Source organism: Nocardiopsis sp. TSRI0078 (genome assembly GCF_001905145.1).
Lineage (GTDB): Bacteria > Actinomycetota > Actinomycetes > Streptosporangiales > Streptosporangiaceae > Nocardiopsis.
Genome location: NZ_LWLB01000001.1, coordinates 102756 through 126149, shown reverse-complemented (window position 1 = coordinate 126149; position 23394 = coordinate 102756). Strand labels below are relative to the sequence as shown.

General features: G+C 69.0%; 35 protein-coding genes. 34 read left to right on the top strand and 1 reads right to left on the bottom strand.

What is annotated here, in order from left to right; all coding sequences use genetic code 11:
- Positions 1 to 3 precede the first annotated feature (3 nt).
- From rplD to truA, 30 genes are all read left to right on the top strand, one after another.
- Positions 4 to 675, top strand: a complete 672-nt coding sequence (rplD, locus tag A6A08_RS00590; protein ID WP_073700521.1) for a 50S ribosomal protein L4 — start codon at positions 4 to 6, stop codon at positions 673 to 675.
- A complete protein-coding gene (gene rplW, locus A6A08_RS00585) occupies positions 672 to 962 on the top strand; it encodes a 50S ribosomal protein L23 (RefSeq protein ID WP_073700520.1) in 291 nt (96 codons plus the stop codon). The genes rplD and rplW overlap by 4 nt, the downstream gene beginning before the upstream one ends.
- 58 nt (positions 963 to 1020) lie before the next feature.
- Complete coding sequence (gene rplB, locus A6A08_RS00580) at positions 1021 to 1860, top strand: 50S ribosomal protein L2 (protein ID WP_073700519.1); 840 nt, start codon at positions 1021 to 1023, stop codon at positions 1858 to 1860.
- Positions 1861 to 1872: 12 nt separating this feature from the next.
- Positions 1873 to 2151, top strand: coding sequence for a 30S ribosomal protein S19 (gene rpsS / locus A6A08_RS00575; protein ID WP_073700518.1), 279 nt, complete (start codon positions 1873 to 1875; stop codon positions 2149 to 2151).
- Between the two features lie 72 nt (positions 2152 to 2223).
- Positions 2224 to 2592: a 50S ribosomal protein L22 gene (rplV, locus tag A6A08_RS00570; protein WP_073700517.1), complete on the top strand. Its 369-nt coding sequence runs from the start codon at positions 2224 to 2226 to the stop codon at positions 2590 to 2592.
- Positions 2592 to 3392: a 30S ribosomal protein S3 gene (gene rpsC, locus A6A08_RS00565; RefSeq protein WP_073700516.1), complete on the top strand. Its 801-nt coding sequence runs from the start codon at positions 2592 to 2594 to the stop codon at positions 3390 to 3392. The genes rplV and rpsC overlap by 1 nt, the downstream gene beginning before the upstream one ends.
- Positions 3393 to 3394: 2 nt before the next feature.
- On the top strand, positions 3395 to 3808 hold the full coding sequence (gene rplP / locus A6A08_RS00560; RefSeq protein ID WP_073700515.1) for a 50S ribosomal protein L16: 414 nt from the start codon (positions 3395 to 3397) through the stop codon (positions 3806 to 3808).
- Positions 3808 to 4062: a 50S ribosomal protein L29 gene (gene rpmC, locus A6A08_RS00555; protein ID WP_073700514.1), complete on the top strand. Its 255-nt coding sequence runs from the start codon at positions 3808 to 3810 to the stop codon at positions 4060 to 4062. The genes rplP and rpmC overlap by 1 nt, the downstream gene beginning before the upstream one ends.
- Entirely contained in the window at positions 4059 to 4331 is a 273-nt protein-coding gene (gene rpsQ, locus A6A08_RS00550; RefSeq protein WP_073700513.1) for a 30S ribosomal protein S17, read from the top strand. Before rpmC ends, rpsQ begins: the two co-directional genes overlap by 4 nt.
- A 104-nt stretch (positions 4332 to 4435) precedes the next feature.
- Positions 4436 to 4804 (top strand): 50S ribosomal protein L14, encoded by a 369-nt coding sequence (rplN, locus tag A6A08_RS00545; RefSeq protein ID WP_013156121.1) that lies wholly within the window; start codon positions 4436 to 4438, stop codon positions 4802 to 4804.
- Between the two features lie 3 nt (positions 4805 to 4807).
- The gene (rplX, locus tag A6A08_RS00540) at positions 4808 to 5113 is read left to right on the top strand and encodes a 50S ribosomal protein L24 (RefSeq protein WP_073700512.1); all 306 of its coding nucleotides are present in this window, start codon (positions 4808 to 4810) and stop codon (positions 5111 to 5113) included.
- Positions 5113 to 5688: a 50S ribosomal protein L5 gene (gene rplE / locus A6A08_RS00535; RefSeq protein WP_073700511.1), complete on the top strand. Its 576-nt coding sequence runs from the start codon at positions 5113 to 5115 to the stop codon at positions 5686 to 5688. The genes rplX and rplE overlap by 1 nt, the downstream gene beginning before the upstream one ends.
- Before the next feature lie 10 nt (positions 5689 to 5698).
- The gene (locus A6A08_RS00530; RefSeq protein WP_017573364.1) at positions 5699 to 5884 is read left to right on the top strand and encodes a type Z 30S ribosomal protein S14; all 186 of its coding nucleotides are present in this window, start codon (positions 5699 to 5701) and stop codon (positions 5882 to 5884) included.
- Positions 5885 to 6161: 277 nt separating this feature from the next.
- Positions 6162 to 6560 (top strand): 30S ribosomal protein S8, encoded by a 399-nt coding sequence (gene rpsH / locus A6A08_RS00525; RefSeq protein ID WP_073700510.1) that lies wholly within the window; start codon positions 6162 to 6164, stop codon positions 6558 to 6560.
- A 16-nt stretch (positions 6561 to 6576) separates the two neighbouring features.
- Positions 6577 to 7113, top strand: a complete 537-nt coding sequence (rplF, locus tag A6A08_RS00520) for a 50S ribosomal protein L6 (protein ID WP_073700509.1) — start codon at positions 6577 to 6579, stop codon at positions 7111 to 7113.
- A 2-nt stretch (positions 7114 to 7115) separates the two neighbouring features.
- Entirely contained in the window at positions 7116 to 7496 is a 381-nt protein-coding gene (gene rplR, locus A6A08_RS00515; RefSeq protein WP_073700508.1) for a 50S ribosomal protein L18, read from the top strand.
- 49 nt (positions 7497 to 7545) lie between these two features.
- Positions 7546 to 8148, top strand: a complete 603-nt coding sequence (gene rpsE / locus A6A08_RS00510; RefSeq protein WP_073700507.1) for a 30S ribosomal protein S5 — start codon at positions 7546 to 7548, stop codon at positions 8146 to 8148.
- 2 nt (positions 8149 to 8150) lie between these two features.
- Positions 8151 to 8336, top strand: a complete 186-nt coding sequence (gene rpmD, locus A6A08_RS00505; protein ID WP_073700506.1) for a 50S ribosomal protein L30 — start codon at positions 8151 to 8153, stop codon at positions 8334 to 8336.
- A complete protein-coding gene (gene rplO / locus A6A08_RS00500) occupies positions 8333 to 8797 on the top strand; it encodes a 50S ribosomal protein L15 (RefSeq protein ID WP_073700505.1) in 465 nt (154 codons plus the stop codon). Before rpmD ends, rplO begins: the two co-directional genes overlap by 4 nt.
- Positions 8798 to 9079: 282 nt before the next feature.
- Positions 9080 to 10393: a preprotein translocase subunit SecY gene (secY, locus tag A6A08_RS00495; RefSeq protein WP_073700504.1), complete on the top strand. Its 1314-nt coding sequence runs from the start codon at positions 9080 to 9082 to the stop codon at positions 10391 to 10393.
- Positions 10394 to 11053: an adenylate kinase gene (locus tag A6A08_RS00490; protein WP_199866800.1), complete on the top strand. Its 660-nt coding sequence runs from the start codon at positions 10394 to 10396 to the stop codon at positions 11051 to 11053. It begins immediately after the preceding gene.
- Positions 11053 to 11877, top strand: coding sequence for a type I methionyl aminopeptidase (gene map, locus A6A08_RS00485; protein WP_073700502.1), 825 nt, complete (start codon positions 11053 to 11055; stop codon positions 11875 to 11877). The genes A6A08_RS00490 and map overlap by 1 nt, the downstream gene beginning before the upstream one ends.
- Positions 11878 to 11944: 67 nt before the next feature.
- Positions 11945 to 12409 carry a DUF1707 domain-containing protein gene (locus tag A6A08_RS00480; protein WP_073700501.1) on the top strand — a complete coding sequence of 155 codons (465 nt, stop codon included), beginning with the start codon at positions 11945 to 11947 and terminating at the stop codon, positions 12407 to 12409.
- A 340-nt stretch (positions 12410 to 12749) separates the two neighbouring features.
- Entirely contained in the window at positions 12750 to 12971 is a 222-nt protein-coding gene (gene infA, locus A6A08_RS00475) for a translation initiation factor IF-1 (protein ID WP_013156135.1), read from the top strand.
- Between the two features lie 45 nt (positions 12972 to 13016).
- The gene (gene rpmJ, locus A6A08_RS00470) at positions 13017 to 13130 is read left to right on the top strand and encodes a 50S ribosomal protein L36 (RefSeq protein ID WP_013156136.1); all 114 of its coding nucleotides are present in this window, start codon (positions 13017 to 13019) and stop codon (positions 13128 to 13130) included.
- Between the two features lie 219 nt (positions 13131 to 13349).
- Positions 13350 to 13730 (top strand): 30S ribosomal protein S13, encoded by a 381-nt coding sequence (gene rpsM / locus A6A08_RS00465; protein WP_073700500.1) that lies wholly within the window; start codon positions 13350 to 13352, stop codon positions 13728 to 13730.
- Positions 13731 to 13800: 70 nt separating this feature from the next.
- Positions 13801 to 14205, top strand: coding sequence for a 30S ribosomal protein S11 (rpsK, locus tag A6A08_RS00460; protein ID WP_013156138.1), 405 nt, complete (start codon positions 13801 to 13803; stop codon positions 14203 to 14205).
- 182 nt (positions 14206 to 14387) lie between these two features.
- Positions 14388 to 15410, top strand: a complete 1023-nt coding sequence (locus tag A6A08_RS00455) for a DNA-directed RNA polymerase subunit alpha (protein ID WP_073700499.1) — start codon at positions 14388 to 14390, stop codon at positions 15408 to 15410.
- A gap of 70 nt (positions 15411 to 15480) precedes the next feature.
- Entirely contained in the window at positions 15481 to 16023 is a 543-nt protein-coding gene (rplQ, locus tag A6A08_RS00450; protein WP_073700498.1) for a 50S ribosomal protein L17, read from the top strand.
- A 99-nt stretch (positions 16024 to 16122) separates the two neighbouring features.
- Positions 16123 to 16962: a tRNA pseudouridine(38-40) synthase TruA gene (truA, locus tag A6A08_RS00445; protein ID WP_143181625.1), complete on the top strand. Its 840-nt coding sequence runs from the start codon at positions 16123 to 16125 to the stop codon at positions 16960 to 16962.
- A gap of 341 nt (positions 16963 to 17303) precedes the next feature.
- Here the strand turns inward: truA and A6A08_RS00440 are convergent, their stop codons facing one another.
- Positions 17304 to 18290 carry a hypothetical protein gene (locus tag A6A08_RS00440; RefSeq protein WP_073700496.1) on the bottom strand — a complete coding sequence of 329 codons (987 nt, stop codon included), beginning with the start codon at positions 18288 to 18290 and terminating at the stop codon, positions 17304 to 17306.
- A 1284-nt stretch (positions 18291 to 19574) separates the two neighbouring features.
- On the opposite strand from A6A08_RS00440, the gene rplM reads away from it, so the two are divergent.
- From rplM to A6A08_RS00420, 4 genes are all read left to right on the top strand, one after another.
- Positions 19575 to 20024 carry a 50S ribosomal protein L13 gene (gene rplM, locus A6A08_RS00435; RefSeq protein ID WP_073700495.1) on the top strand — a complete coding sequence of 150 codons (450 nt, stop codon included), beginning with the start codon at positions 19575 to 19577 and terminating at the stop codon, positions 20022 to 20024.
- Positions 20025 to 20062: 38 nt separating this feature from the next.
- Positions 20063 to 20572, top strand: coding sequence for a 30S ribosomal protein S9 (gene rpsI / locus A6A08_RS00430; protein ID WP_073700494.1), 510 nt, complete (start codon positions 20063 to 20065; stop codon positions 20570 to 20572).
- Positions 20573 to 20733: 161 nt separating this feature from the next.
- Complete coding sequence (gene glmM, locus A6A08_RS00425) at positions 20734 to 22071, top strand: phosphoglucosamine mutase (RefSeq protein ID WP_073700493.1); 1338 nt, start codon at positions 20734 to 20736, stop codon at positions 22069 to 22071.
- 158 nt (positions 22072 to 22229) lie between these two features.
- On the top strand, positions 22230 to 23258 hold the full coding sequence (locus tag A6A08_RS00420) for an ROK family glucokinase (protein ID WP_073700492.1): 1029 nt from the start codon (positions 22230 to 22232) through the stop codon (positions 23256 to 23258).
- Positions 23259 to 23394 lie beyond the last annotated feature (136 nt).

Sequence of the window (23394 nt, the reverse complement as noted above, 5' to 3'; positions counted from 1 at the left end):
GCCATGGCCCAGATCGAGGTCAAGAACCCCGAGGGCGGCGCCAAGGGCAGCGTTGAGCTGCCGGAGAGCGTCTTCGCCCAGCAGGTCAGCATCCCGCTGATCCACCAGGTCGTGAACGCCCAGCTCGCCGCTGGCCGTCAGGGCACCCACGCCACCAAGACCCGCGGCGACGTCCGCGGCGGTGGCAAGAAGCCCTACCGCCAGAAGGGCACCGGCCGGGCCCGCCAGGGTTCCATCCGCGCCCCGCAGTACACCGGCGGCGGCACGGTCCACGGACCCCAGCCGCGCGACTACGGCCAGCGCACCCCGAAGAAGATGAAGGCCGCCGCCCTGCGCGGTGCCCTCTCGGACCGGGCGCGCCACGGCCGCATCCACGTCGTCAGCCACTTCGTGGCCGAGGGCGTGGAGAGCAAGCTCACGCAGAACGCTCTGAAGGCACTGCGCCAGGTCACCGAGTCCGACAAGGTCCTGGTGGTCCTGGCCCGCGAGGACGAGCACAACCGGCGCGCCCTGCGCAACCTCGAAGAGGTGCACATCCTCGACGCGGACCAGGTGAACACCTACGACGTCCTGTACTCGGACGACGTGGTCTTCACCGAGGCGGGCTACGCCGAGTTCCTGGCCCACGCGGCCGGTGCCTCCAAGGCCGCGCAGTCCGAGGAGGACGACCAGTGAGGATCGCCGACCACCGGGACATCATCATCGAGCCGGTGATCTCCGAGAAGAGCTACGGGCTCATGGACGAGAACAAGTACACGTTCATCGTCAGCCCCGACGCCAACAAGACCCAGATCAAGATCGCGATCGAGAAGATCTTCGAGGTGAAGGTCACGAGCGTGAACACGATCAACCGCAAGGGCAAGCGCAAGCGCACCCGCTTCGGTTACGGGAAGCGTCCCGACACCAAGCGCGCGATCGTCAGTGTCGCCGAGGGCGACCGGATCGACATCTTCGGTGTCTGACCTTCTCCGGGTCTGACCGCTACACACCAAGCAATACGTAAAGGAATGCGCGAAGAAGATGGGCATTCGTAAGTACAAGCCGACGACGCCGGGTCGTCGCGGCTCCAGCGTGAGCGACTTCGTCGAGATCACGCGCTCGGAGCCGGAGAAGTCCCTGGTGCGTCCGCTTCACTCCAAGGGTGGGCGCAACGGCCACGGCCGGATCACCGCCCGCCACCAGGGTGGCGGTCACAAGCGGGCCTACCGCGTGATCGACTTCCGTCGCCACGACAAGGACGGCGTGCCGGCCAAGGTCGCTCACATCGAGTACGACCCGAACCGCACCGCCCGTATCGCCCTGCTCCACTACGTGGACGGCGAGAAGCGCTACATCCTGGCGCCCGCCGGCCTCAAGCAGGGCGACCGGGTCGAGAACGGCCCGCAGTCCGACATCAAGCCCGGCAACTGCCTCCCGCTGCGCAACATCCCCACGGGTACGTTCGTGCACGCGGTCGAACTGAAGCCGGGCGGCGGCGCCAAGCTGGGCCGCTCCGCTGGGTCGCAGATCCAGCTCCTGGCCAAGGAGGGGCGCTACGCCACGCTGCGTATGCCCTCCGGCGAGATGCGCATGGTGGAGATCACCTGCCGCGCGACCGTCGGCCAGGTCGGCAACGCCGAGCAGTCCAACATCAACTGGGGCAAGGCCGGCCGCTCCCGTTGGAAGGGCAAGCGCCCGACCGTTCGCGGTGTCGTGATGAACCCGGTCGACCACCCGCACGGTGGTGGCGAGGGCAAGACCTCGGGCGGCCGTCACCCGGTCAGCCCCTGGGGTCAGAAGGAAGGCCGGACCCGGGCCAAGAACAAGCCCAGCGACAAGCTGATCGTGCGGCGTCGGCGTAGCGGTAAGAAGAAGCGGTAAGGAGCACGTCTGATGCCACGTAGCCTTAAGAAGGGTCCCTTCGTCGACGACCACCTGATCAAGAAGGTGGAGACGCAGAACGAGAAGGGGACCAAGAACGTCATCAAGACGTGGTCCCGGCGGTCCATGATCGTTCCGGAGATGATCGGTCACACGATCGCCGTCCACGACGGCCGCAAGCACGTCCCCGTGTTCGTGTCGGAGTCGATGGTCGGCCACAAGCTCGGTGAGTTCGCTCCCACGCGTACTTTCCGTAGCCACGTCAAGGAAGACCGCCGTAGCCGCCGTTAGCGGTTGCAGCAGGAGAAAGAACCATTTCTCCACGGTGAGTGGAGATGAATTTCCGTGAGCGAGGGAAAAGCGATGGGAACGAGGGCACAGGCACGGTTCGTCCGTGTTACGCCCCGGAAGGCCCGCCGGGTGGTGGACCTTATTCGCGGGTTGCCCGCTGACGAGGCACAGGCGGTGCTCCGGTTCGCGCCCCAGTCGGCGAGCGAGCCCGTTGGCAAGGTACTGGCTAGTGCCGTCGCCAACGCCGAGCACAATGACAAGCTGGACCGCGAGACGCTGGTGGTCGAGCGCGCGTGGGTGGACGAGGGTCCGACCCTGAAGCGCATTCGTCCGCGAGGCTTCGGCCGCGCCTTCCGGGTGACCAAGCGTACGAGCCACATCACCGTGGTCGTCGCTGAGCGCTCGGGCGCCTCGTCCAAGACGAAGGAAAGGACCCGATAGTGGGGCAGAAGGTAAACCCGCACGGGTTCCGCCTCGGCATCACCACCGACTTCAAGAGCCGTTGGTACGCCGACAAGTCCTACAAGGACTACGTCAAGGAAGACGTCGCGATCCGTCGGATGCTGACCCGCGGTATGGAGCGCGCGGGCATCTCCAAGGTGGAGATCGAGCGCACCCGTGACCGCGTCCGCGTCGACGTCTACACCGCCCGGCCGGGCATTGTCATCGGCCGCCGCGGTGTCGAGGCCGACCGGATCAGGACCGACCTGGAGAAGCTGACCGGCAAGCAGGTCCAGCTGAACGTCTTCGAGGTCAAGAACCCCGAGATCGACGCGCAGCTCGTCGCCCAGGGCGTCGCCGAGCAGCTGAGCAGCCGCGTGGCGTTCCGCCGTGCGATGCGCAAGGCCATGCAGAGCGCCATGAAGAGCGGTGCCAAGGGCATCCGTATCCAGTGCGGTGGCCGTCTGGGCGGGGCCGAGATGTCCCGCTCGGAGTTCTACCGCGAGGGTCGCGTCCCGCTGCACACGCTGCGCGCCGACATCGACTACGGCTTCTTCGAGGCCCGTACGACGTTCGGCCGCATCGGTGTGAAGGTGTGGATCTACAAGGGTGACGCGCCCGCGACCCGCGCCGAGCGCGAGGCGGCCCAGGCCGCGCAGCGCTCCGCCGGCGGTGGCGGTGGCGGTCAGCGCCGCGAGCGCCCCCAGCGTCGTCGCCGCGGCGGCGGTGCCGGCGGCGGTCAGCAGCAGAACACCGAGGCCAAGGCTCCGGCCGAGTCCGCGAAGACCGAGGGGAGCTGACAGTGCTTATTCCTCGTAAGGTCAAGTACCGCAAGCAGCACCACCCGGACCTGCGCGGTAAGGCCAAGGGCGGCACGACGATCAACTTCGGCGAGTTCGGCATCCAGGCCCTGGAGTCGGCCTACGTGACGAACCGCCAGATCGAGTCCGCTCGTATCGCCATGACGCGTCACATCAAGCGTGGCGGCAAGGTGTGGATCAACATCTTCCCGGACCGCCCGCTGACCAAGAAGCCCGCCGAGGTCCGCATGGGCTCCGGTAAGGGCTCGCCCGAGTGGTGGGTCGCGCCGGTCAAGCCCGGTCGCGTGATGTTCGAGCTGTCGGGCGTGCCCGAGGCCGTGGCCAAGGAGGCCATGCGCCGTGCGATGCACAAGCTCCCGATGAAGTGCAAGTTTGTTACGCGGGAGGGGGAGTGATGGCCAAGTCCGTGACTGCCCATGAGCTCCGTGACCAGTCCGTCGAGGACCTGGTCTCCAAGCTCAAGGAAGCCAAGGAAGAGCTCTTCAACCTCCGCTTCCAGGCCGCCACCGGCCAGCTCGACAACCACAGCCGACTGCGTACCGTCAAGCGCGAGATCGCGCGGATCTACACGGTCCTGCGGGAGCACGAGCTGGGCATCGCCCCGCTGTCTGGTGAGTCGGCGCAGGAGTCGAAGGAAGCAGCCGAATGAGTGAGAACCAGACCGCGACCCGCAACTACCGCAAGGTGCGCGAGGGCTACGTCGTCAGCGACAAGATGGACAAGACCGTCGTTGTCGAGGTCGAGGACCGCATCACGCACGCCAGGTACGGCAAGGTCATCCGCCGGACGTCCAAGTACAAGGCGCACGACGAGGCGAACTCCTGTGGCGTCGGCGACCGGGTCCGACTGATGGAGACCCGGCCGCTCTCCGCGACGAAGCGCTGGCGCATCGTGGAGATCCTGGAGAAGGCTAAGTAACCCCAGCCTGTCGGCGGCCGACACCAGGTGTCGGCCGCCGGCGCGAGGGGTGAGACCACCTAGCCGTGCGGCAGTGGACCGCACGCATCACATCAGGAGCAGACGTGATTCAGCAGGAGTCGCGACTCAAGGTCGCCGACAACACGGGTGCCAAGGAGATCCTTACCATCCGTGTTCTCGGTGGCTCGGGTCGGCGCTACGCCGGGATCGGCGACACCATCGTCGCCACGGTGAAGGACGCCCTGCCTGGCGCTGGAGTCAAGAAGGGCGACGTCGTCAAGGCCGTTGTCGTGCGCACCGTCAAGGAGCGCCGCCGGCCCGACGGCTCCTACATCCGCTTCGATGAGAACGCTGCCGTGCTCATCAAGGACGGTGGGGACCCGCGAGGCACCCGCATCTTCGGCCCTGTCGGCCGTGAGCTGCGTGACAAGAAGTACATGCGCATCATTTCGCTGGCGCCGGAGGTGCTCTAAGCGATGAAGATCAAATCTGGCGACGAGGTCATCGTCCTCGCCGGCAAGGACAAGGGTGCCACCGGCAAGGTCGTCAAGGCCATGCCGAAGGAAGACCGTGTCATCGTCGAGGGCGTCAACCTGGTCAAGAAGCACAGGAAGGCCAACCCGGCGGGCGGCCAGCAGGGTGAGGTCGTCACCAAGGAGGCCCCGATCCACGTGAGCAACGTAGCGCTCGCGGAGGACGGCAAGGCCACCCGTGCCGGCTATCGCTTCGAGGAAGACGGAACCAAGGTTCGGGTCTCCCGCCGCACCGGTAAGGACATCTGATGACGGTTACCAACGACATCACGGCCCCTCCGATGCCGCGGCTCAAGGAGAAGTACCGTAACGAGATCGTCGCTGCCCTCAAGGAGGAGCACGACATCGCCAACATCATGCAGGTCCCCGGTCTGACGAAGATCGTGGTCAACATGGGCGTGGGCGAGGCGGCTCGTGACGCGAAGCTGATCCAGGGCGCGGTCGCCGACCTGTCGGCGATCACCGGGCAGAAGCCGAAGATCAACCGGGCCAAGAACTCCATCGCGCAGTTCAAGCTGCGCGAGGGCCAGCCGATCGGCGCCAGCGTCACGCTGCGCGGCGACCGGATGTGGGAGTTCCTCGACCGGCTGCTCTCGCTGGCCCTGCCCCGTATCCGGGACTTCCGTGGCCTGTCCCCGAAGCAGTTCGACGGGAACGGCAACTACACCTTCGGGCTCACCGAGCAGGTCATGTTCCACGAGGTGGACCCGGACAAGGTCGACCGGCAGCGTGGGATGGACATCACGGTCGTCACCACGGCCACGACCGACGACCAGGGCCGCAGCCTGCTCAAGCGGCTCGGTTTCCCGTTCAAGGAAGCCTGAGGGGTAACACATGGCCAAGAAGTCCCTGATCGCCAAGGCGCAGCGGAAGCCGAAGTTCGGCGTTCGCGCGTATACTCGATGCTCGCGGTGCGGCCGCCCGCGTGCCGTCTTCCGGAAGTTCGGCCTGTGCCGTATCTGCTTCCGCGAGATGGCGCACCGGGGCGAGCTGCCCGGTATCACCAAGTCGAGCTGGTAGTTTCCGGCGGGGCCGACCGGGCGCTCGTTCCCGAGCGCGGAGTCGGCCCCCCGAAGCGCCACCGCTCGGTGGTTCACAGAAGTGATCGTGACCGCACCAGGCGGCACGGTCCTGCAACATCCAACCATCAGGGCACGGCAGTCCCGAAGGGGACCGCGGTGCCCACGACCACGCCGTAGGTCCGTTTGTGCACCTTCGCGGGACGCATGTCCCGTGGAAGGGCAGGCCCTGGGAAGGCCCGCACTCGGAAACCGCGGTGAGGAAGGGCCAGTCGGCCATGACGATGACCGACCCGATCGCAGACATGCTCACACGTCTGCGCAACGCGAATTCGGCTTACCACGACACCGTGACCATGCCGTATTCCAAGATCAAGGCGCACATCGCCGAGATCCTCCAGCAGGAGGGCTTCATTCAGGGATGGCGGACCGAGGAGGCCCCCGTGGGCAAGAGCCTCGTCCTGGACCTGAAGTACGGCCCCACCCGGGAGCGTTCGATCGCGGGCATCCGCCGGGTCTCCAAGCCCGGTCTGCGGGTGTACGCCAAGAAGGAGAACCTGCCGCGGGTGCTGGGTGGCCTCGGCGTGGCGATCATTTCGACGTCCGGCGGCCTGATGACTGACAAGCAGGCCAAGAAGCGTGGCGTGGGCGGCGAAGTCCTCGCCTACGTCTGGTAGAGGGAGAGATTGAAGCATGTCGCGAATCGGTCGACTGCCGCTCTCGGTCCCCAAGGGCGTCGAAGTCACGATTAACGGGCAAGACGTCACTGTCAAGGGGCCGAAGGGCGAACTGAAGCACACCATCGCCGAGCCGATCACCGCCTCCCTGGAGGACGGGGTGCTCACGGTGGCGCGTCCCGACGACAAGCCGGAGAACCGCTCGCTGCACGGTCTGACCCGTGCGCTCATCGCCAACCTGGTCGAGGGCGTCTCCAAGGGCTACACCAAGACGCTGGAGATCCACGGTGTGGGTTACCGCGTCCAGGCCCGCGGCTCCAACCTGGAGTTCTCGCTGGGCTACAGCCACCCCGTCGTGGTGGAGCCCCCGGAGGGCATCAGCTTCCGGGTGGAGAAGCCGACGCTCCTCCACGTCGAGGGCATCGACAAGCAGCTGGTGGGACAGGTCGCCGCGAACATCCGCGGTCTGCGCAAGCCTGACCCGTACAAGGCCAAGGGCGTGCGGTACCAGGGTGAGCACATCCGCCGCAAGGCCGGAAAGGCTGGTAAGTAGGCATGGCTATCACCTCGAGCCGTAAGCGGACCTCCAAGCGCGCCACCTCTCGTACGCGCCGCCAGTTCCGCGTGCGCAAGAAGGTCGTCGGTACCGCCGAGCGTCCCCGCCTGGCTGTGTTCCGCTCCTCCAAGCACATCGTCGCGCAGGTCATCGACGACACCAGGGGCCACACCCTGGCCGCCGCCTCCAGCGTCGAGGCCGACCTGCGTGCCGCCGAGGGCACCAAGTCCGACAAGTCCGCCAAGGTCGGCCAGCTCATCGCTGAGCGCGCCAAGGCCGCTGGCATCTCCACCGTCGTCTTCGACCGCGGTGGCAACCAGTACACCGGGCGTATCGCCAAGCTCGCCGACGCGGCGCGCGAGGGCGGGCTGGAGTTCTAGCGATGACCTCTGTAACGGCCAAGATCAACCACGAGAAGAGGAACCACTGATGGCTGCAGCACCGCGGCGCGGCGCCGGTGGCGAGCGGCGTGATCGCCGTGACGATCGCCGCGGCGGCGCCGCAGACAAGGGTGTCTCCTACATCGAGAAGGTCGTGACCATCAACCGGGTCGCGAAGGTCGTCAAGGGCGGCCGTCGCTTCTCCTTCACCGCCCTGGTCGTCGTCGGCGACGGCAACGGCATGGTCGGTGTCGGTTACGGCAAGGCCAAGGAGGTCCCGGCCGCGATCGCCAAGGGTGTCGAGGAGGCGAAGAAGAACTTCTTCCGCGTCCCCCGCATCCAGGGCACGATCACGCACCGGGTCCAGGGCGAGGACGCTGCCGGCGTCGTCCTGCTCCGTCCGGCCGCTCCGGGTACCGGTGTTATCGCCGGTGGTCCCGTGCGCGCCGTGCTGGAGTGCGCCGGCATCCACGACGTGCTGAGCAAGTCGCTCGGCTCGTCCAACCCGCTGAACATCGTGCACGCCACCGTGGCGGCTCTGAAGGGCCTCAACCAGCCCGAGGAGATCGCCGCCCGCCGTGGCCTGCCGATCGAGGACGTCGCCCCGGCCGCCATGCTGCGTGCTCGCGCTGAGGCGAAGGCAGGAGCCTGACCATGGCCAAGCTCAAGATCACGCAGACCCGTTCCAAGATCGGCGGCAAGGAGAAGCAGCACGCTGCTCTGCAGTCGCTCGGTCTGGGCCGGATCGGCAAGTCCACCGTCCGTGAGGACCGCCCTGAGGTTCGCGGGCAGATCACGATCGTCGCGCACCTCGTCTCTGTCGAGGAGGTTGCCGAATGAGCGACTACAACCCCGACGAGCTGCTCAAGCTGCACCACCTGCGTCCCGCCCCGGGCTCCAACAAGGCCAAGATCCGCAAGGGTCGCGGCGAGGCGTCCAAGGGCAAGACCGCGGGTCGCGGCACCAAGGGCACGAAGGCTCGTAACACCGTGCGCCCCGGCTTCGAGGGCGGTCAGATGCCCCTCATCCGCCGGGTGCCCAAGCTCAAGGGCTTCAGCAACGCCCGGTTCAAGACGACCTACCAGGTCGTCAACCTGGACAAGCTGAGCGAGCTCTACCCCGAGGGCGGCGAGGTCACCGTCGAGGACCTGGTCGCCAAGGGCGCGGTTCGCAAGAACCAGCTCGTCAAGGTGCTGGGCACCGGTGAGATCACCTCCGCCGTGCAGGTGAGCGCGAACGCGTTCTCCTCCTCGGCCAAGGAGAAGATCACCGCTGCCGGTGGCTCCGTCACCGAGCTGTAGGGGATCTCCCCGCCATGTGCGACCGGGGGCGTTCGCCCGGCAGGCCCGTGAGGGACCTGCCGGCGGACGCCCCCGCGCGTTGTGAGCGGTGATCGTTATGTCTCGCGAACTCAACTGCCGAGTGATCACTGTTACAGTGCCATCTGTTTGAGTTCACCAGTTGACGTACTGTGAATACTTCCGAGCAACGGGCGACCGCCCGGAGCTGACGTTCTACGACGATTCAGGATCGGCCGCGATGTCTGGAACCCGTTCCGCCGCCGAAGCCGCGCAGGAGGAGACGTGCTAGGTGCGTTCGTTCGTGCATTCCGCACGCCCGACCTGCGCAACAAGCTGCTGTTCACACTGTTCATCCTGACGATCTTCCGTCTGGGGTCGGTGATCCCCGCTCCGGGTATCAACTCCGCGGCGATCCGGGACCAGATGGAGGCGATCACCGCCGCCGACACGTCGGGCGTGTACGCGCTCGTGAACCTGTTCAGCGGCGGCGCGCTGCTGCAACTTGCCGTGTTCGCGCTCGGGGTCATGCCGTACATCACCGCGAGCATCATCATCAACCTGCTGACGGTGGTGATCCCCCGGCTGGAGGCCCTCAAGAAGGAGGGACAGTCCGGGCAGAGCAAGATCACCCAGTACACCCGCTACCTGACGCTGATGCTCGCGGTCCTGCAGGCCACCAGCATCGTCGCCATGGCCAGGACGGGCGCCCTGTTCCAGGGGGCCATCCCGGTCAGCTCCTACATGCCCAACCAGGACATCATGACCCTGGTGACCATCGTCTTCACGATGACGGCCGGTACCGCCATCATCATGTGGTTCGGTGAGCTCATCACCGAGCGGGGCGTGGGCAACGGTATGTCGCTGCTGATCTTCACCCAGGTCATCGCGATGTTCCCCTCCTCGATCATGAGCCTGTACCAGGAGCGCTCCATCTGGGTCTTCGCGATCATCTGCATCGCGGGCCTGGTGCTCATCACCGCCGTGGTCTTCATCGAGCAGGCCCAGCGCCGCATCCCGGTGCAGTACGCCAAGCGCATGGTCGGCCGCCGCATGTACGGCGGAAGCTCGACCTACATCCCGCTGAAGGTCAACCAGGCGGGCATCATCCCCGTGATCTTCGCCTCCTCGCTGCTGTACCTGCCGCAGCTGCTCGTCGGCCTGATGGGCCAGGACTCCACCAACCCCGTGGTGACCTTCGTCCAGGAGTACTTCCTCACCGGCACCCACCCCGTGTACATGGCGACGTTCTTCGTCATGATCATCGGCTTCGCGTTCTTCTACGTGGCGATTACCTTCAACCCCACTGAGGTCGCCGACAACATGAAGAAGTACGGTGGGTTCATCCCGGGTATCCGACCAGGGCGTCCGACGGCCGAGTACCTCGACTACGTGCTGACGAGGCTGACGACTCCCGGATCTCTGTACCTGGGTGTGATCGCTCTCCTTCCGATGGTCGCGCTCGGCGCCACCGGTGCCAACGCGAACTTCCCGTTCGGGGGGACGAGCATCCTGATCATGGTCGGTGTCGGGCTGGACACGGTGAAGCAGATCGAGAGTCACCTCCAGCAGAGGAACTACGAAGGTTTTCTGCGATAAATGCGAGCAGTATTGGTGGGGCCGCCTGGGGCCGGCAAGGGCACCCAGGCCCAGATCCTCGCGTCCGAGCTGTCGATTCCCAAGGTGTCCACAGGCGACATCTTCCGGGCCAACGTCAGCGGCGGCACTGAGCTTGGCAAGAAGGCCAAGGAGTACATGGACCGCGGTGACCTCGTCCCCGACGAGGTCACCAACGCCATGGTCAAGGACCGTCTGGCGCGGGACGACGCGGCCGCGGGCTTCCTGCTCGACGGATTCCCGCGCAACGTCGCGCAGGCCGAGACGCTCGGGACCATCCTGGCCGACCTCGACACCTCCCTGGACGTCGTCCTGGAGCTGAGGGTCGACGAGGAGGAGGTCGTCAAGCGCCTCTCGGGCCGCCGCTCGTGCCCCGAGTGCGGCCGTGTGTACCACGTCGAGTACGACCCTCCGAATGCGGAGGGCAGGTGCGACAACGAGGGCGCCGAGCTGTACCAGCGGGAGGACGACCGCGAGGAGACCATCAGGCACCGCCTGGAGGTCTACCGGGAGCAGACCGCTCCGCTGGTGGAGTTCTACGCGGCCCGGGGACTGCTGGCCACCATCGCCGCCACGGGTTCCGTGGAGGAGGTGACGGCCCGCGCCAAGGCCGCCATCGAGAAGGCCGGGGCCGACTCCTGATGTTTCGCAGGGCCGAACCGGACGTGCAGATCAAGACGCCGGAGCAGATCGCCAAGATGAGGGCGGCGGGCCAGGTCGTGGCCCGCGCCCTGGACACCCTCCGGGCCGCGGTGCGGCCCGGGGTGTCCACCCTGGAGCTGGACGCCGTGGCGGAGAAGGTCATCCGCGACGCGGGTGCCGTCCCCTCCTTCAAGGGCTACCACGGCTTCCCCGGATCCATCTGCGCATCGGTGAACGAGGAGGTCGTCCACGGCATCCCCAGCGCGGAGCGCGTGCTGGCCGAGGGCGACATCATCTCCATCGACTGCGGGGCCATCCTGGAGGGCTGGCACGGCGACTCGGCGATCACGGTCGCCGTCGGCGAGGGCCGCCCGGAGGACCTGCGGATGATGGAGGTCTGCGAGGAGTCCATGTGGCAGGGGATCGCCGAGCTGCGCCCGGGCAGGCGCCTGGGCGACATCGGCCACGCGATCGGCGGCCACATCTCCCGCAACGGCGGCTACGGCAACGTCCGCGAGTACGGCGGCCACGGCATCGGCACCGAGATGCACATGGACCCGCACGTGCTCAACTACGGCAAGCGCGGCAAGGGGATGAAGCTGGTCGAGGGCATGTGCCTGGCGATCGAGCCGATGACCACCCTGGGCCGCCACGACGTGGTCCAGCTCGACGACGGCTGGACCGTGGTGACACGGGACGGCAAGCGGGCCGCGCACTTCGAGCACACGGTCGCGGTGACCGCCGACGGCCCCGTCGTCCTGACCGCGCGAGAGTCCAACCGCGATAAAATCGCCAGCATGGGGTTCGTCCAGCCGACCTGGTAGGGGTTCGGTTCCACGCGCGGGGCGCGGGGACGGGGCCGCCTCCGGGTGAAGATGCGAGGTGTGCGCAGTGTCCGACCCGGTGCCGTCGATGCGAACGTCCGACGCGGAACGCGACCGCGTCGCGCAGCTGCTGCAGGAGCACTTCGCCCAGGGGCGGCTGGACCACGAGGAGTTCACCGACCGCCTCGGCCGCGTCTACAAGGCCAGGACCGCGGGGGAGCTGGCCACGGTCACCGGCGACCTGCCCGAGCGCGACCTCGCCGACGTCCGCGGTGCGGGCGCCCGGCAGGAGGAGTTCGCGGTGGCGCCCCCGATCAGCCTGCGGGACCCGGCCCTGATGGTGCCGTGGGCGCTGTACGCCGGGGTCAACCTCCTGTGCTTCGTGATCTGGCTGATCCTGTTCCTCACCACTGACTACGACTACCCGTGGTTCCTGTGGGTGATGGGCCCCTGGGGGATCGTGATGGGTGTGGTGACCATGGGCGTCCTGGCCGTCCAGAAGAACCCCTCCGACGGCGGCGGGCAGAAGTAGGCGGTACCCCTCCGATGGCCCGCGCCGCAGAGCCCCTCCGGAGGTCCCGGCGCGGCCGTTCCCCTCCGAGGGCGCGCGGTGTAGGGTGCTCTGCCGGCCGGTTAGGAGTACTTGCTCCGAGGGGATAGACTGTCATTGCCCATACGCGGGCTGTTGGGTCAGTCTGCCTTCTTTGCCGCGTCTTCTCATCGACGCACGCTCTGCAGTTGGCCTGAACTTCCAGTGTGTCTTGGCGTCGGTGACGGCATCCGCCGTCGCCGGGGCCGTCGCGTCATGCGAGGCCACTGGGGTCGCGTCGGGTTGTCCTGATCAACCAATCGATGAGCGAGGCGTGGAGGACATGGCCAAGAAAGACGGCGCCATCGAGATCGAGGGTTCCGTTGTCGAGTCCCTACCCAACGCTATGTTCAAGGTAGAGCTCGACAACGGGCACCAGGTCCTTGCCCATATCAGCGGCAAGATGCGGATGAACTACATCCGTATTCTCCCCGACGACCGTGTCGTCGTGGAGCTGAGCCCGTACGACCTCACGCGCGGGCGCATCGTTTACCGCTACAAGTAGCCCGTCGCGGGCCGCGTGCCCGCGAGGGATGAGTTCGGAGTCACCATGAAGGTCAAGCCGAGCGTGAAGAAGATCTGCGCGAAGTGCCGCGTGATTCGCCGTAACGGCCGGATCATGGTCATTTGCTCGGACCCGCGTCACAAGCAGCGCCAGGGTTAACGACCCCGGTCAGCTGGCCGCGGCTTCACGTACCGCGAGCGGCCCGGCGGGCGTAACGGCCCCGTACCGGGCGCACGAAACAACGAAGAACCTGTTCCGACTCCCGGCGCCGAGGGCGCGGGAAGTACCCCCGGTCGGAGGCCGGGGCCTCGTCGATTGGGCGACGAGAGGGTGGAACGGGCCAGACCTCCGCATAGGGCAATTAGGAGTCTCGCCCACATGGCACGTATCGAAGGCGTTGACCTTCCCCGCGACAAGCGGGTGGAGATCGCTCTCACGTACATCTTCGGGATCGGGCGCACCCGTGCGCTGGAGACCCTGAAGAGCACCGGCGTCGACGGCAACACCCGCGTCTACCAGCTGTCCGAGGAGGACCTGGTCAAGCTGCGCGAGTGGATCGGCGCGAACTACCAGGTCGAGGGCGACCTGCGCCGTGAGGTGCAGGGCGACATCCGTCGCAAGATGGAGATCGGTAGTTACCAGGGCATCCGCCACCGCCGTGGGCTCCCGGTCCGCGGTCAGCGCACGCAGACCAACGCGCGCACCCGCAAGGGCAAGAAGAAGACCGTGGCCGGTAAGAAGAAGGCCGGTAAGAAGTAGTCCGCTCGGACTGGACTAATGCGACCGCGTCCGGAACGACACGGACCGATGATCTCTGGGAGTTTCGCTCATGCCGCCTAAGGGCCGTCAGGGTGCCGCGCGCAAGGTGCGCCGCAAGGAAAAGAAGAACATTGTCCACGGACACGCTCACATCAAGAGCACGTTCAACAACACGATCGTGAGCATCACCGACCCGACCGGTGCCGTGATCTCGTGGGCCAGCTCCGGACAGGTGGGCTTCAAGGGTTCGCGCAAGTCGACCCCCTACGCCGCGCAGATGGCCGCCGAGGCCGCTGCCCGCCGCGCCCAGGAGCACGGCGTCCGCAAGGTGGACGTCTTCGTGAAGGGCCCGGGTTCGGGCCGGGAGACCGCCATCCGCTCGCTGCAGGCGACCGGCCTGGAGGTCGGCTCCATCCAGGACGTCACCCCGGTTCCGCACAACGGCTGCCGTCCGCCCAAGCGCCGCCGGGTCTGATCCCGGCAGCCGGCGCCCGCGGTCCTATCCCGCGCGGGCGCCGCGCCGCGCTTGATCCCGCGCGGGCCCCGGTGGGGACCGCGCGGGCGGGGTAGGAATCCGAGTAGAGGACACCGCTGCCGCGGTGTCCGTCCGGTGGCCGTCAAATAGCGGGCGGCCATGTGGAAGGGAAGACACGGACCATGTTGATCGCACAGCGTCCCACGCTCACCGAGGAAGCCGTCTCGGACCTGCGCTCGAGGTTTGTCATCGAGCCGCTGGAGCCGGGTTTCGGTTACACCATCGGTAACTCGCTCCGGCGCACGCTGCTGTCCTCCATCCCCGGCGCTGCTGTCACCAGCATCCGCATCGAGGGCGTCGAGCACGAGTTCACCACCGTGCCCGGTGTCAAGGAGGACGTCACCGAGATGATCCTCAACCTCAAGGGCCTGGTCGTCAGCTCCGAGCACGACGAGCCGGTGCTGATGTACCTGCGCAAGCAGGGCCCCGGCGTGGTGACCGCCGCGGACATCGCGCCTCCGGCCGGTGTCGAGGTGCATAACCCCGACCTGCACATCGCCACGCTCAACGGCAAGGGCAAGCTGGAGATGGAGCTGACGGTCGAGCGCGGCCGCGGCTACGTCTCGGCGACGCAGAACAAGCAGGCCGGACAGGAGATCGGCCGTATCCCGATCGACTCCATCTACTCCCCGGTCCTGCGTGTGACCTACAAGGTCGAGGCCACCCGTGTCGAGCAGCGCACCGACTTCGACCGCCTGATCGTCGACATCGAGACCAAGCCGGCCATCCGTCCCCGTGACGCGGTCGCCAGCGCGGGCAAGACCCTGGTCGAGCTGTTCGGCCTGGCGCGTGAGCTCAACGTCGACGCCGAGGGCATCGACATGGGCCCGTCGCCGACGGACGCCGCCCTGGCGGCGGACCTGGCGCTGCCGATCGAGGACCTCAACCTCACGGTCCGGTCCTACAACTGCCTCAAGCGTGAGGGCATCCACAGCGTCGGCGAGCTGGTTGCCCGCTCCGAGCAGGACCTGTTGGACATCCGCAACTTCGGCGCCAAGTCCATCGACGAGGTCAAGCAGAAGCTCATCGACATGGGCCTGTCGCTGAAGGACTCCCCTCCCGGATTCGACCCCAGCTCGGCGGCCGACTCCTACAGCTCCGACGACGACGAGGGCGAGTCCTTCGTCGAGACGGAGCAGTACTAACCGACCTTCGTCGCCCACATGGTCCCCGGCCGAGTGCGGCCGTGGACCGCATCACTAGGAGAACGACACCATGCCCACGCCTACCAAGGGCGCCCGTCTGGGTTCCGGGCCCGCTCACGAGCGGCACATCCTGGCGAACCTCGCCACCTCGCTGTTCCAGCACGGCCGCATCCGCACGACCGAGGCCAAGGCCAAGCGCCTGCGCCCGTACGCGGAGAAGCTGATCTCCCTCGGCAAGCGCGGTGACCTGCACGCCCGCCGCCAGGTCCTGACCAAGATCACGGACAAGGCCGTCGTGCACGAGCTGTTCACCGAGATCGGCCCGCGCTACGAGAACCGCCCCGGTGGCTACACCCGGATCACCAAGATCGGTCCGCGCAAGGGTGACAACGCCCCGATGGCCGTCATCGAGCTGGTCGAGGCGCTGAGCGCCCCCGCGGCCCCGTCCGCCCCGGCCTCCGAGCCCAAGATGGAGGAGACCGCCCAGGCCGACGAGAGCACCGTGGCCGAGGAGTCGGGCGAGCAGCCCGCCGAGGGCGCCACCTCCGGCCAGACCGCCGGGGCCGATGAGACCGCCCAGGCCGAGGGCGAGAAGCCGGCTGACGACAAGTAGGGCGCGAAGCGCGGGTGGTTCCCGCGCGCGTCGCCCGACGAGTGCCCGATCCCGTGGGGGTCGGGCACTCGTCTTTTCCGGACGCGGAAGATGGGTGGCATGGACGAGACGACGGTGCGCGTGCGGATGGACGTGGCCTACGACGGCACGGACTTCAGCGGGTGGGCGACCCAGCCGGGCCGGCGCACGGTGCAGGGGGAGCTGGAGGCGGCGCTGGCACGGGTGCTGCGGCTGCCGCGGGTGTCGCTGACGTGTGCGGGGCGCACGGACGCCGGCGTACACGCGCGCGGGCAGGTGGTGCAGGCCGACATCCCGGTGGGCACGTGGGAGAAGGAGGGGGAGCGGGTGCTCCGCCGCCTGGCCGGCGTGCTGCCCAAGGACGTGCGGGTGAACGCGGCCCGGTCGGCGCCGCCGGGGTTCGACGCCCGGTTCTCACCGCTGTTCCGGCGGTACCTGTACCGGGTGAGCGACGCGCCCTACGGGGTGGACCCCCTGCTGCGGAGGGACGTGCTGTGGCACCGGAGCCCCCTGGACGCGGACCGGATGAACGAGGCGTCGCGGCGCCTGCTGGGAGAGCACGACTTCGCGGCCTTCTGCAAGAGGCGCGAGGGCGCGACGACCGTCCGGGAGCTGCTGCGCCTGGAGTGGACGCGGGTGGACGAGCACCTGCTGCACGGCACGGTCCAGGCGGACGCGTTCTGCCACAACATGGTGCGCGCGCTCGTGGGCGCGCTCCTGGCGGTGGGGGACGGGCGCCGGGACGTGGACTGGCCGGGCAGGGTGCTCGGAGCCGGTGAGCGGGACTCGTCGGTGCACGTGGTGGGGCCGCAGGGGCTGAGCCTGGAGGAGGTGCGCTACCCGCCCGACGAGGAGCTGGCCGCGCGCGCCTCGGCGACCCGCCGGGTGCGGGAGCTGCCCTGCCCGGGGCACAGCACCTAGTGCGGTGACCGCGGAGGTTCACCGGCCCGCCCCATGGGCCGCGGCGCTTCTATGTCAAGCGGCAGGCTGATAAGCCTCGTCGGTCCGCCGCCTGACCTCTTGTACTTGTAGCGCGCTTCGGCGCCCGATCTCGCCATAGGTACAAGATCGTCCGGGGGTGGGGCACTCCAGTCGCACCGGCGACGTATCCGGTCAGCCGATCAGCGCGGTGCCCGGGAGTCCCGCCGGAGGCCCTGCCCAGGGCGGCGCCCTCCTTGGGGAGAGGAGCGGTTCCCGGCCGTGGACGAGGAAGAGGGGCACCCGGTCCGGGTGCCCCTCACTCCGCTCCGCCGTTCGGCGGGTCAGCCCCGGTTCTCGTCGAGGTGGGTGTGGGTCTGGTCGAAGAAGCCCTCGCTGATGGCGCGCAGCTCGGTGGCGGACTCGCTCTCCCCGCTCTCCTCGGTGCCGTCGCTGTTGGCCGAGAGGGAGAAGAGCAGGTAGCGGCCCCACTGGCCGCTGCTGCCGTAGCCGCCCGAGTAGCCGAGGCGCTCCGCGGGGGTGCCCTCCTCGCCGGGGAGCCCGGCGAACCACTGAGCGCCCACGAGGTCCTGGGCGTCCAGCGCGGCGGAGGCCTCCTCGCTGGTGGGCATGGCCGCGACGCCGATGGTCACCGCGTGGCCCTCGTCCTCGCTGAGGTAGGAGGCGCGCACCATCTGGCGGCACTCGTTCTCGGTGAGCACCTGGCCGTAGCCGCCGTGGGTGCCGGCGGCGCAGTCCTCGGTGTCCTCCACGGCCACGCGGGTGAACGTGCCCTGGCCCTCGATGTCCATGGTCTCGGGGAAGAGGGACTCCGGGTCGAGCGCGCCCGGGTCGTCGGCCTCGTTCGCCACGGTCGCGGCGTTCGCGCCCTCGCCGGACCCGCCCCCGCTGGCGAGGAGGAACGCGCCGCCGCCCGCGACGACCAGGAGCAGGGCGAACCCGCCGATCATGAGGACGAGGCGCCTCCGGGCCCGCGGGTCCGTGCCGCCGCCGTCGTGCCCGTAGTCGTCGTACCCGTCGTAGTCGTCGTAGTCGTTCATCGACTGGACGTCGAACTGGGCGGTGTCGACACCGGCGTCGCCGGGGACCTCGTCCCGGAACAGGGGGCGGTCGTCCCCGCGGCCGGGCGCGGCGGGGACGGCGTTGATGTGCTGGGTGGCGCCCGCGGCGTCCGGGGGGACCGCGTTGATGTGCTGTGTGGCGCCCATGGCCTCCGCGGGGAACACGGGCTCCTCACGCGCGCCCGCCGGGGGGCCGGCGGGCGGTGCCTGGTAGGCCTGCTGGGCGGTCGGGGGAGCGCCGGGGGGCATACCCGGGCCGGGCGGCCACGCCCCGGGGGCGCCGTGCGGCGGCCGACCCGGATCCTGCGGGCCGGTCGGCATGCCCGGGCGGCCCTGGACGACCTGCGGCGGAGGAGCACCAGGGGGGACGTTCTGGCCGTGGGGGAGGCCGCCGGGCGGAAGTGCCTGTCCCGGCTGCCCCGGGGGCATGGCGGGTCCGCCGGAGGGCTGGGGTCCCGAGCCCGGACGGAAGCCGCCCGACGGGGCCTGCGGGGCGGGGCCGCCACCCGGGGGCGCCTGCTGCGGCCCGCCGGGGAAGCCGGGTGCTCCCGGAGGGGGAGACTGCGGTGCCTGGGGCCCGCTGGGAGCGTGCGGCGGCGTATGGGGGCCGCTCTGGCCCCCGGGGGAGCCCGGCCCGCCCTGGGGGTGCTGGGGGCCGCTCTGGCCGCCGGGGAAGCCCTGCTGGGGGCCTCCGGGAAAGCCCGGCCCGCCCTGGGGGTACGGGGGCGGCTGGGGGCCGCTGGGCGGCGTCTGCGGCCCGCTGGGCGGTGCGTGTGACGGGAAGGGATGCGGTGGCAGGGGAGGCTGGCCGGACACGGGCGCGCCGTGTGACTGCTGTGGCCCCGATGTGGGATGCTGACCCTCGGGCTGGGAGGGTGCTGATCCGAGCAGGTCCTGGCCGTCACCGGCCTCCGGCCCGACGGGCTGACCGTCAGGGCCGTACTGTGGCTGGTTCGGATGGGTACTGATGGGAGTCTCCGAAGGCTCTGGGGGTGGGACTGGACCGCGGCGCACCGAGGTCCGTGGCCTGGTCCGCGCTATGGCGTCCGTGCTGGTTTCCCGGGTGTCGGCGACCGTGACGGGCATCTCCAAGATTCGCGTCGGCGCCCGTCCTTGCGGGCACAGACCAGCCTTTTGGGTGCAAGCGTAGCCAACGCGGGGACGGAAGCAGGACGAAGCACTCCCGGCAACGGGCATAATAAAAGACGGAGAGGTCACGGATGTGACCCCGTGCTTGAGCCGTAAACCGCCGAGCGCGGTCCTGCCGGTCCGCCCCGCCGCTGGCTTTGACCTGCGCTGTGGTGGCAAGGTAGGATATTCCGTCGTTGTGCGTTGAGTTGCCGTGGGCCCCGAACCACCCGAAGTCGGGCGCCGATCCACGCACCATCGTCTGCGCACTCACCATTCGGAAGGTCCTGTGTGGCATGGCACGGGACATCCGGCCAAGCACCCCGCAACCGCGGGTGTGTATTACGAGTCCCCCTTCCCTGCAGTGGGATGGGGCAGCCGACTGAAGAGCGAAGGCAAACGATCGTGCGCACATACAGCCCCAAACCAAACGATGTCCAGCGTCAGTGGCACGTTGTCGACGCTACCGATCTCGTGCTCGGGCGTATGGCGAGCCAGGTTGCCACGCTGCTTCGGGGCAAGCACAAGCCGTACTACGCGCCCCACATCGACACCGGCGACTTCGTGATCGTCGTGAACGCCGACAAGGTCGCCCTGACCGGCAAGAAGCTGGAGCAGAAGCGCGCCTACCGGCACTCCGGCTACCCGGGCGGTCTGCGCTCCGTCGCCTACGCCGACCTGCTGGAGAAGAACCCCGAGCGGGCCATCGAGAAGGCCGTCAAGGGCATGCTGCCCAAGGGCTCCCTCGGTCGCCAGATGGCCAAGAAGCTCAAGGTGTACGCCGGTCCGGAGCACCCGCACCAGGCCCAGCAGCCGGTTCCGTTCGAAATCAGCAAGATCGAGCAGCCCGCCTAGGCGTTCGCAGACTTTTTACAGAGAGCACGAGGAGAACCGTGGTCGAGCCCACCGGCATCGAAGACGTCGAGCAGGAGTACGTTGACAACCCGGAGGAGTTCCCCTCCGAGTACACCAGCGAGTCCGACGAGAACGTCGCCGCATACGTCCCCACCGCGTCCGGCCCCAGCGCCGGCACCGGCCGTCGCAAGCAGGCCATCGCCCGCGTCCGTATCGCCCCCGGTGCGGGCGAGTGGAAGGTCAACGGCAAGCCGCTTGAGACCTACTTCCCGGACAAGGTCCACCAGCAGACCATCAAGGAGCCGCTCGTCTCCCTCGGTTTCGAGGACGCCTACGACGTCTTCGCCCGTCTGGACGGCGGCGGCACCAGCGGCCAGGCCGGCGCCCTGCGCCACGGCATCGCCCGCGCCTTGGCCTCCCTGGACCCGGAGAACAACCGCCCGACCCTCAAGAAGGCCGGATTCTTGACCCGCGACTCCCGTGAGGTGGAGCGGAAGAAGGCCGGTCTCAAGAAGGCGCGCAAGGCTCCCCAGTTCTCCAAGCGCTAGTGCTCATGCGCCGACACCCGCTCGGCTGAGCTCAGGCCCGTACGCCGTTCCCCTTCCCGGGGTGCGGCGTACGGGCCCTTCGTTTTCCCGGTGGCCCCGTGCCACGTTGAATCTCACCGGCGCCGCGCATCGGCGCCGTCCTCGAAAGGGGCTGTCCGCCTGTGGCTCGGCTGTTCGGAACAGATGGTGTACGCGGTGTCGCCGGTCAGGACCTGACCGCCGCCCTCGCGCTGGAGCTGTCCACCGCTGCGGCGCGTGTTCTGACCCGCGGCGGTGACGGAATCCGTCCCAAGGCCGTCGTCGGCCGCGACCCGCGCGCCTCCGGTGAGTTCCTGGAGGCCGCCGTGGTCGCCGGACTGGCCAGTACCGGCGTGGACGTGGTGCGCGTCGGCGTGCTGCCCACCCCGGCGGTGGCCCACCTCACCGGTGAGCTGGACGCCGACTTCGGCGTGATGCTCTCCGCCAGCCACAACCCGGCCCCCGACAACGGCGTCAAGTTCTTCGCGAGGGGCGGCCAGAAGCTGGAGGACGCCCTGGAGGAGGAGATCGAGGGCATGCTCGGTGTGCCCGTCTCCCCCGTGGTGGGCGAGGGCGTCGGCCGGGTCGTCGACGCCCACGACGGAGCCGAGCGCTACGTCGAGCACGTGCTCGCCTCGGTGCCGCACGGGCTCAGGGGCCTCAAGGTCGTGGTGGACTGCGCCAACGGCGCCTCCTCCCTGGTCGCTCCCGAGGCGCTGCGCCGCGCGGGCGCCGAGGTCGTCGTGATCGGTGACCGGCCGGACGGGTACAACATCAACGAGGGCTGCGGCTCCACCCACCTGGAGGCGCTCCAGGAGGCGGTGCGCCTGCACGGGGCGGACGCCGGTATCGCCAACGACGGCGACGCCGACCGCTGCCTGGCCGTGGACGCCGAGGGGCGCGTGGTGGACGGCGACCAGATCCTGGCGATCCTGGCCACCGAGGCCAAGGAGGCCGGGAGGCTCGCCGAGGACACGCTCGTGGTGACGGTCATGTCCAACCTGGGCCTGAAGCTGGCGATGGAGCGTGCGGGCATCACCGTGGTGGAGACCGCGGTGGGCGACCGGTACGTGCTGGAGGAGATGAAGCGCGGCGGGTTCGGCCTCGGCGGCGAGCAGTCCGGGCACGTGATCCTGCTGGACCACGCCACCACCGGCGACGGCGTGCTGACCGGTCTGCACCTGCTGTCCGCGATGGCCCACCGCCGACAGGGCCTGGCCGAGCTGGCCAAGGTGATGACCCGCCTGCCGCAGGTGCTCGTCAACGTCAAGGACGTGGACAAGTCCCGGGCCGGGGAGTCCGAGGAGCTCGCCGCGGCCGTGCGGGCGGCCGAGGAGGAGCTGGGTGAGACCGGCCGGGTGCTGATCCGGCCCAGCGGCACCGAGCCCAAGGTCAGGGTCATGGTCGAGGCGCCGGGACAGGAGCAGGCCACGGCCGTGGCCGAGCGCCTGGCCTCCGTGGTGCGCTCCGCCCTGGGGTAGGCGGCGCTCCTCCTTGTCCGGGCCTCCCGGGGGCGGGAGCCCTCGCCGACGCCCGGACACCGCCCCTCGCGCACCCGGGCACGAAGCCGTCCGGGTGCGCGTTCTCATGTGTGGCTGGCCCGCGTGGTCGCGGGTCATCGACGGTCGGAGTGGTCACGATGGCGGACACGCGGTACGGGCACGCCCTGACGATCGGCGTGGACATCGGCGGAACGAAGGTGGCCGCCGGCGTGGTGACGCCGGGCGGACGCATCCTGGCGCGGCTGCGCACGGAGACCCCCGAGCGCAGCAAGAGCCCGGCGGTGGTGGAGGACACCATCGTCTCGGCGGTGGAGGAGCTGCGCGGGGAGTTCCGGGTGCGCGCCGTGGGCGTGGGGGCCGCCGGGTTCGTCGACGAGCGGCGGGCGAACGTCCTGTTCGCTCCGCACCTGTCCTGGCGCAGGGAGCCGCTGCGCGACGCCCTGTCGCTGCGTCTGGGGCTGCCGGTGGTGGTGGAGAACGACGCGAACGCCTCCGCCTGGGCCGAGGTGCGCGCCGGGGTGGGCCAGGGCGTGGACAACGTCGTGGTGGTGAACCTGGGGACGGGCATCGGCGGCGCGGTCGTGCTGGACGGACGTTTGCGCCGGGGCCGGTACGGGCTGGCCGGGGAGTTCGGGCACATGACGGTGGTGCCGGGCGGCCACCGGTGCGAGTGCGGCAACCGGGGCTGCTGGGAGCAGTACGCCAGCGGGAACGCGCTGGTGCGGGAGGCACGCGAGCTGGTGGTCGCGGAGTCGCCCGTGGCGGGAGCGCTGTGCCAGGCGGTGGGCGGCGACGTCCGGCAGATCACCGGCCCGCTGGTCAGCGAACTGGCGCGCAAGGGCGACCGGGCGTGCGTGGAGCTGATGCGCGACGCGGGGGAGTGGCTGGGGACGGGCCTGGCCAACCTGGCGGCCGCCTTCGACCCGGAGATGTTCATCGTCGGCGGCGGTGTGTCGGAGGCGGGCGAGCTGCTGCTGGATCCGGCCCGGACGGCCTTCGAGCGGAACCTGACCGGGCGGGGCTACCGGCCGGAGGCCCGGGTGGTCGCGGCGGCCCTGGGCAACGAGGCGGGCCTGATCGGCGCGGCGGACCTGGCCCGGGAGGGGCTTCCCCGGTGGCACCAGCGGCGGCGCCAGCGCCGCCTGGGACGCTTCGGCAGGGAGTAGGCGGCCCTGGCAGGACGGTGGCGCTCCGTGGCGACGGTGTGCGACGGTTTCCCGAAAGGTCTCTGGCTCACGGCCCCGTGTCGGTACCGATATCTCCCGTGATCAGTTGGAACGTGCGTGTACACGTGTGCTTCTG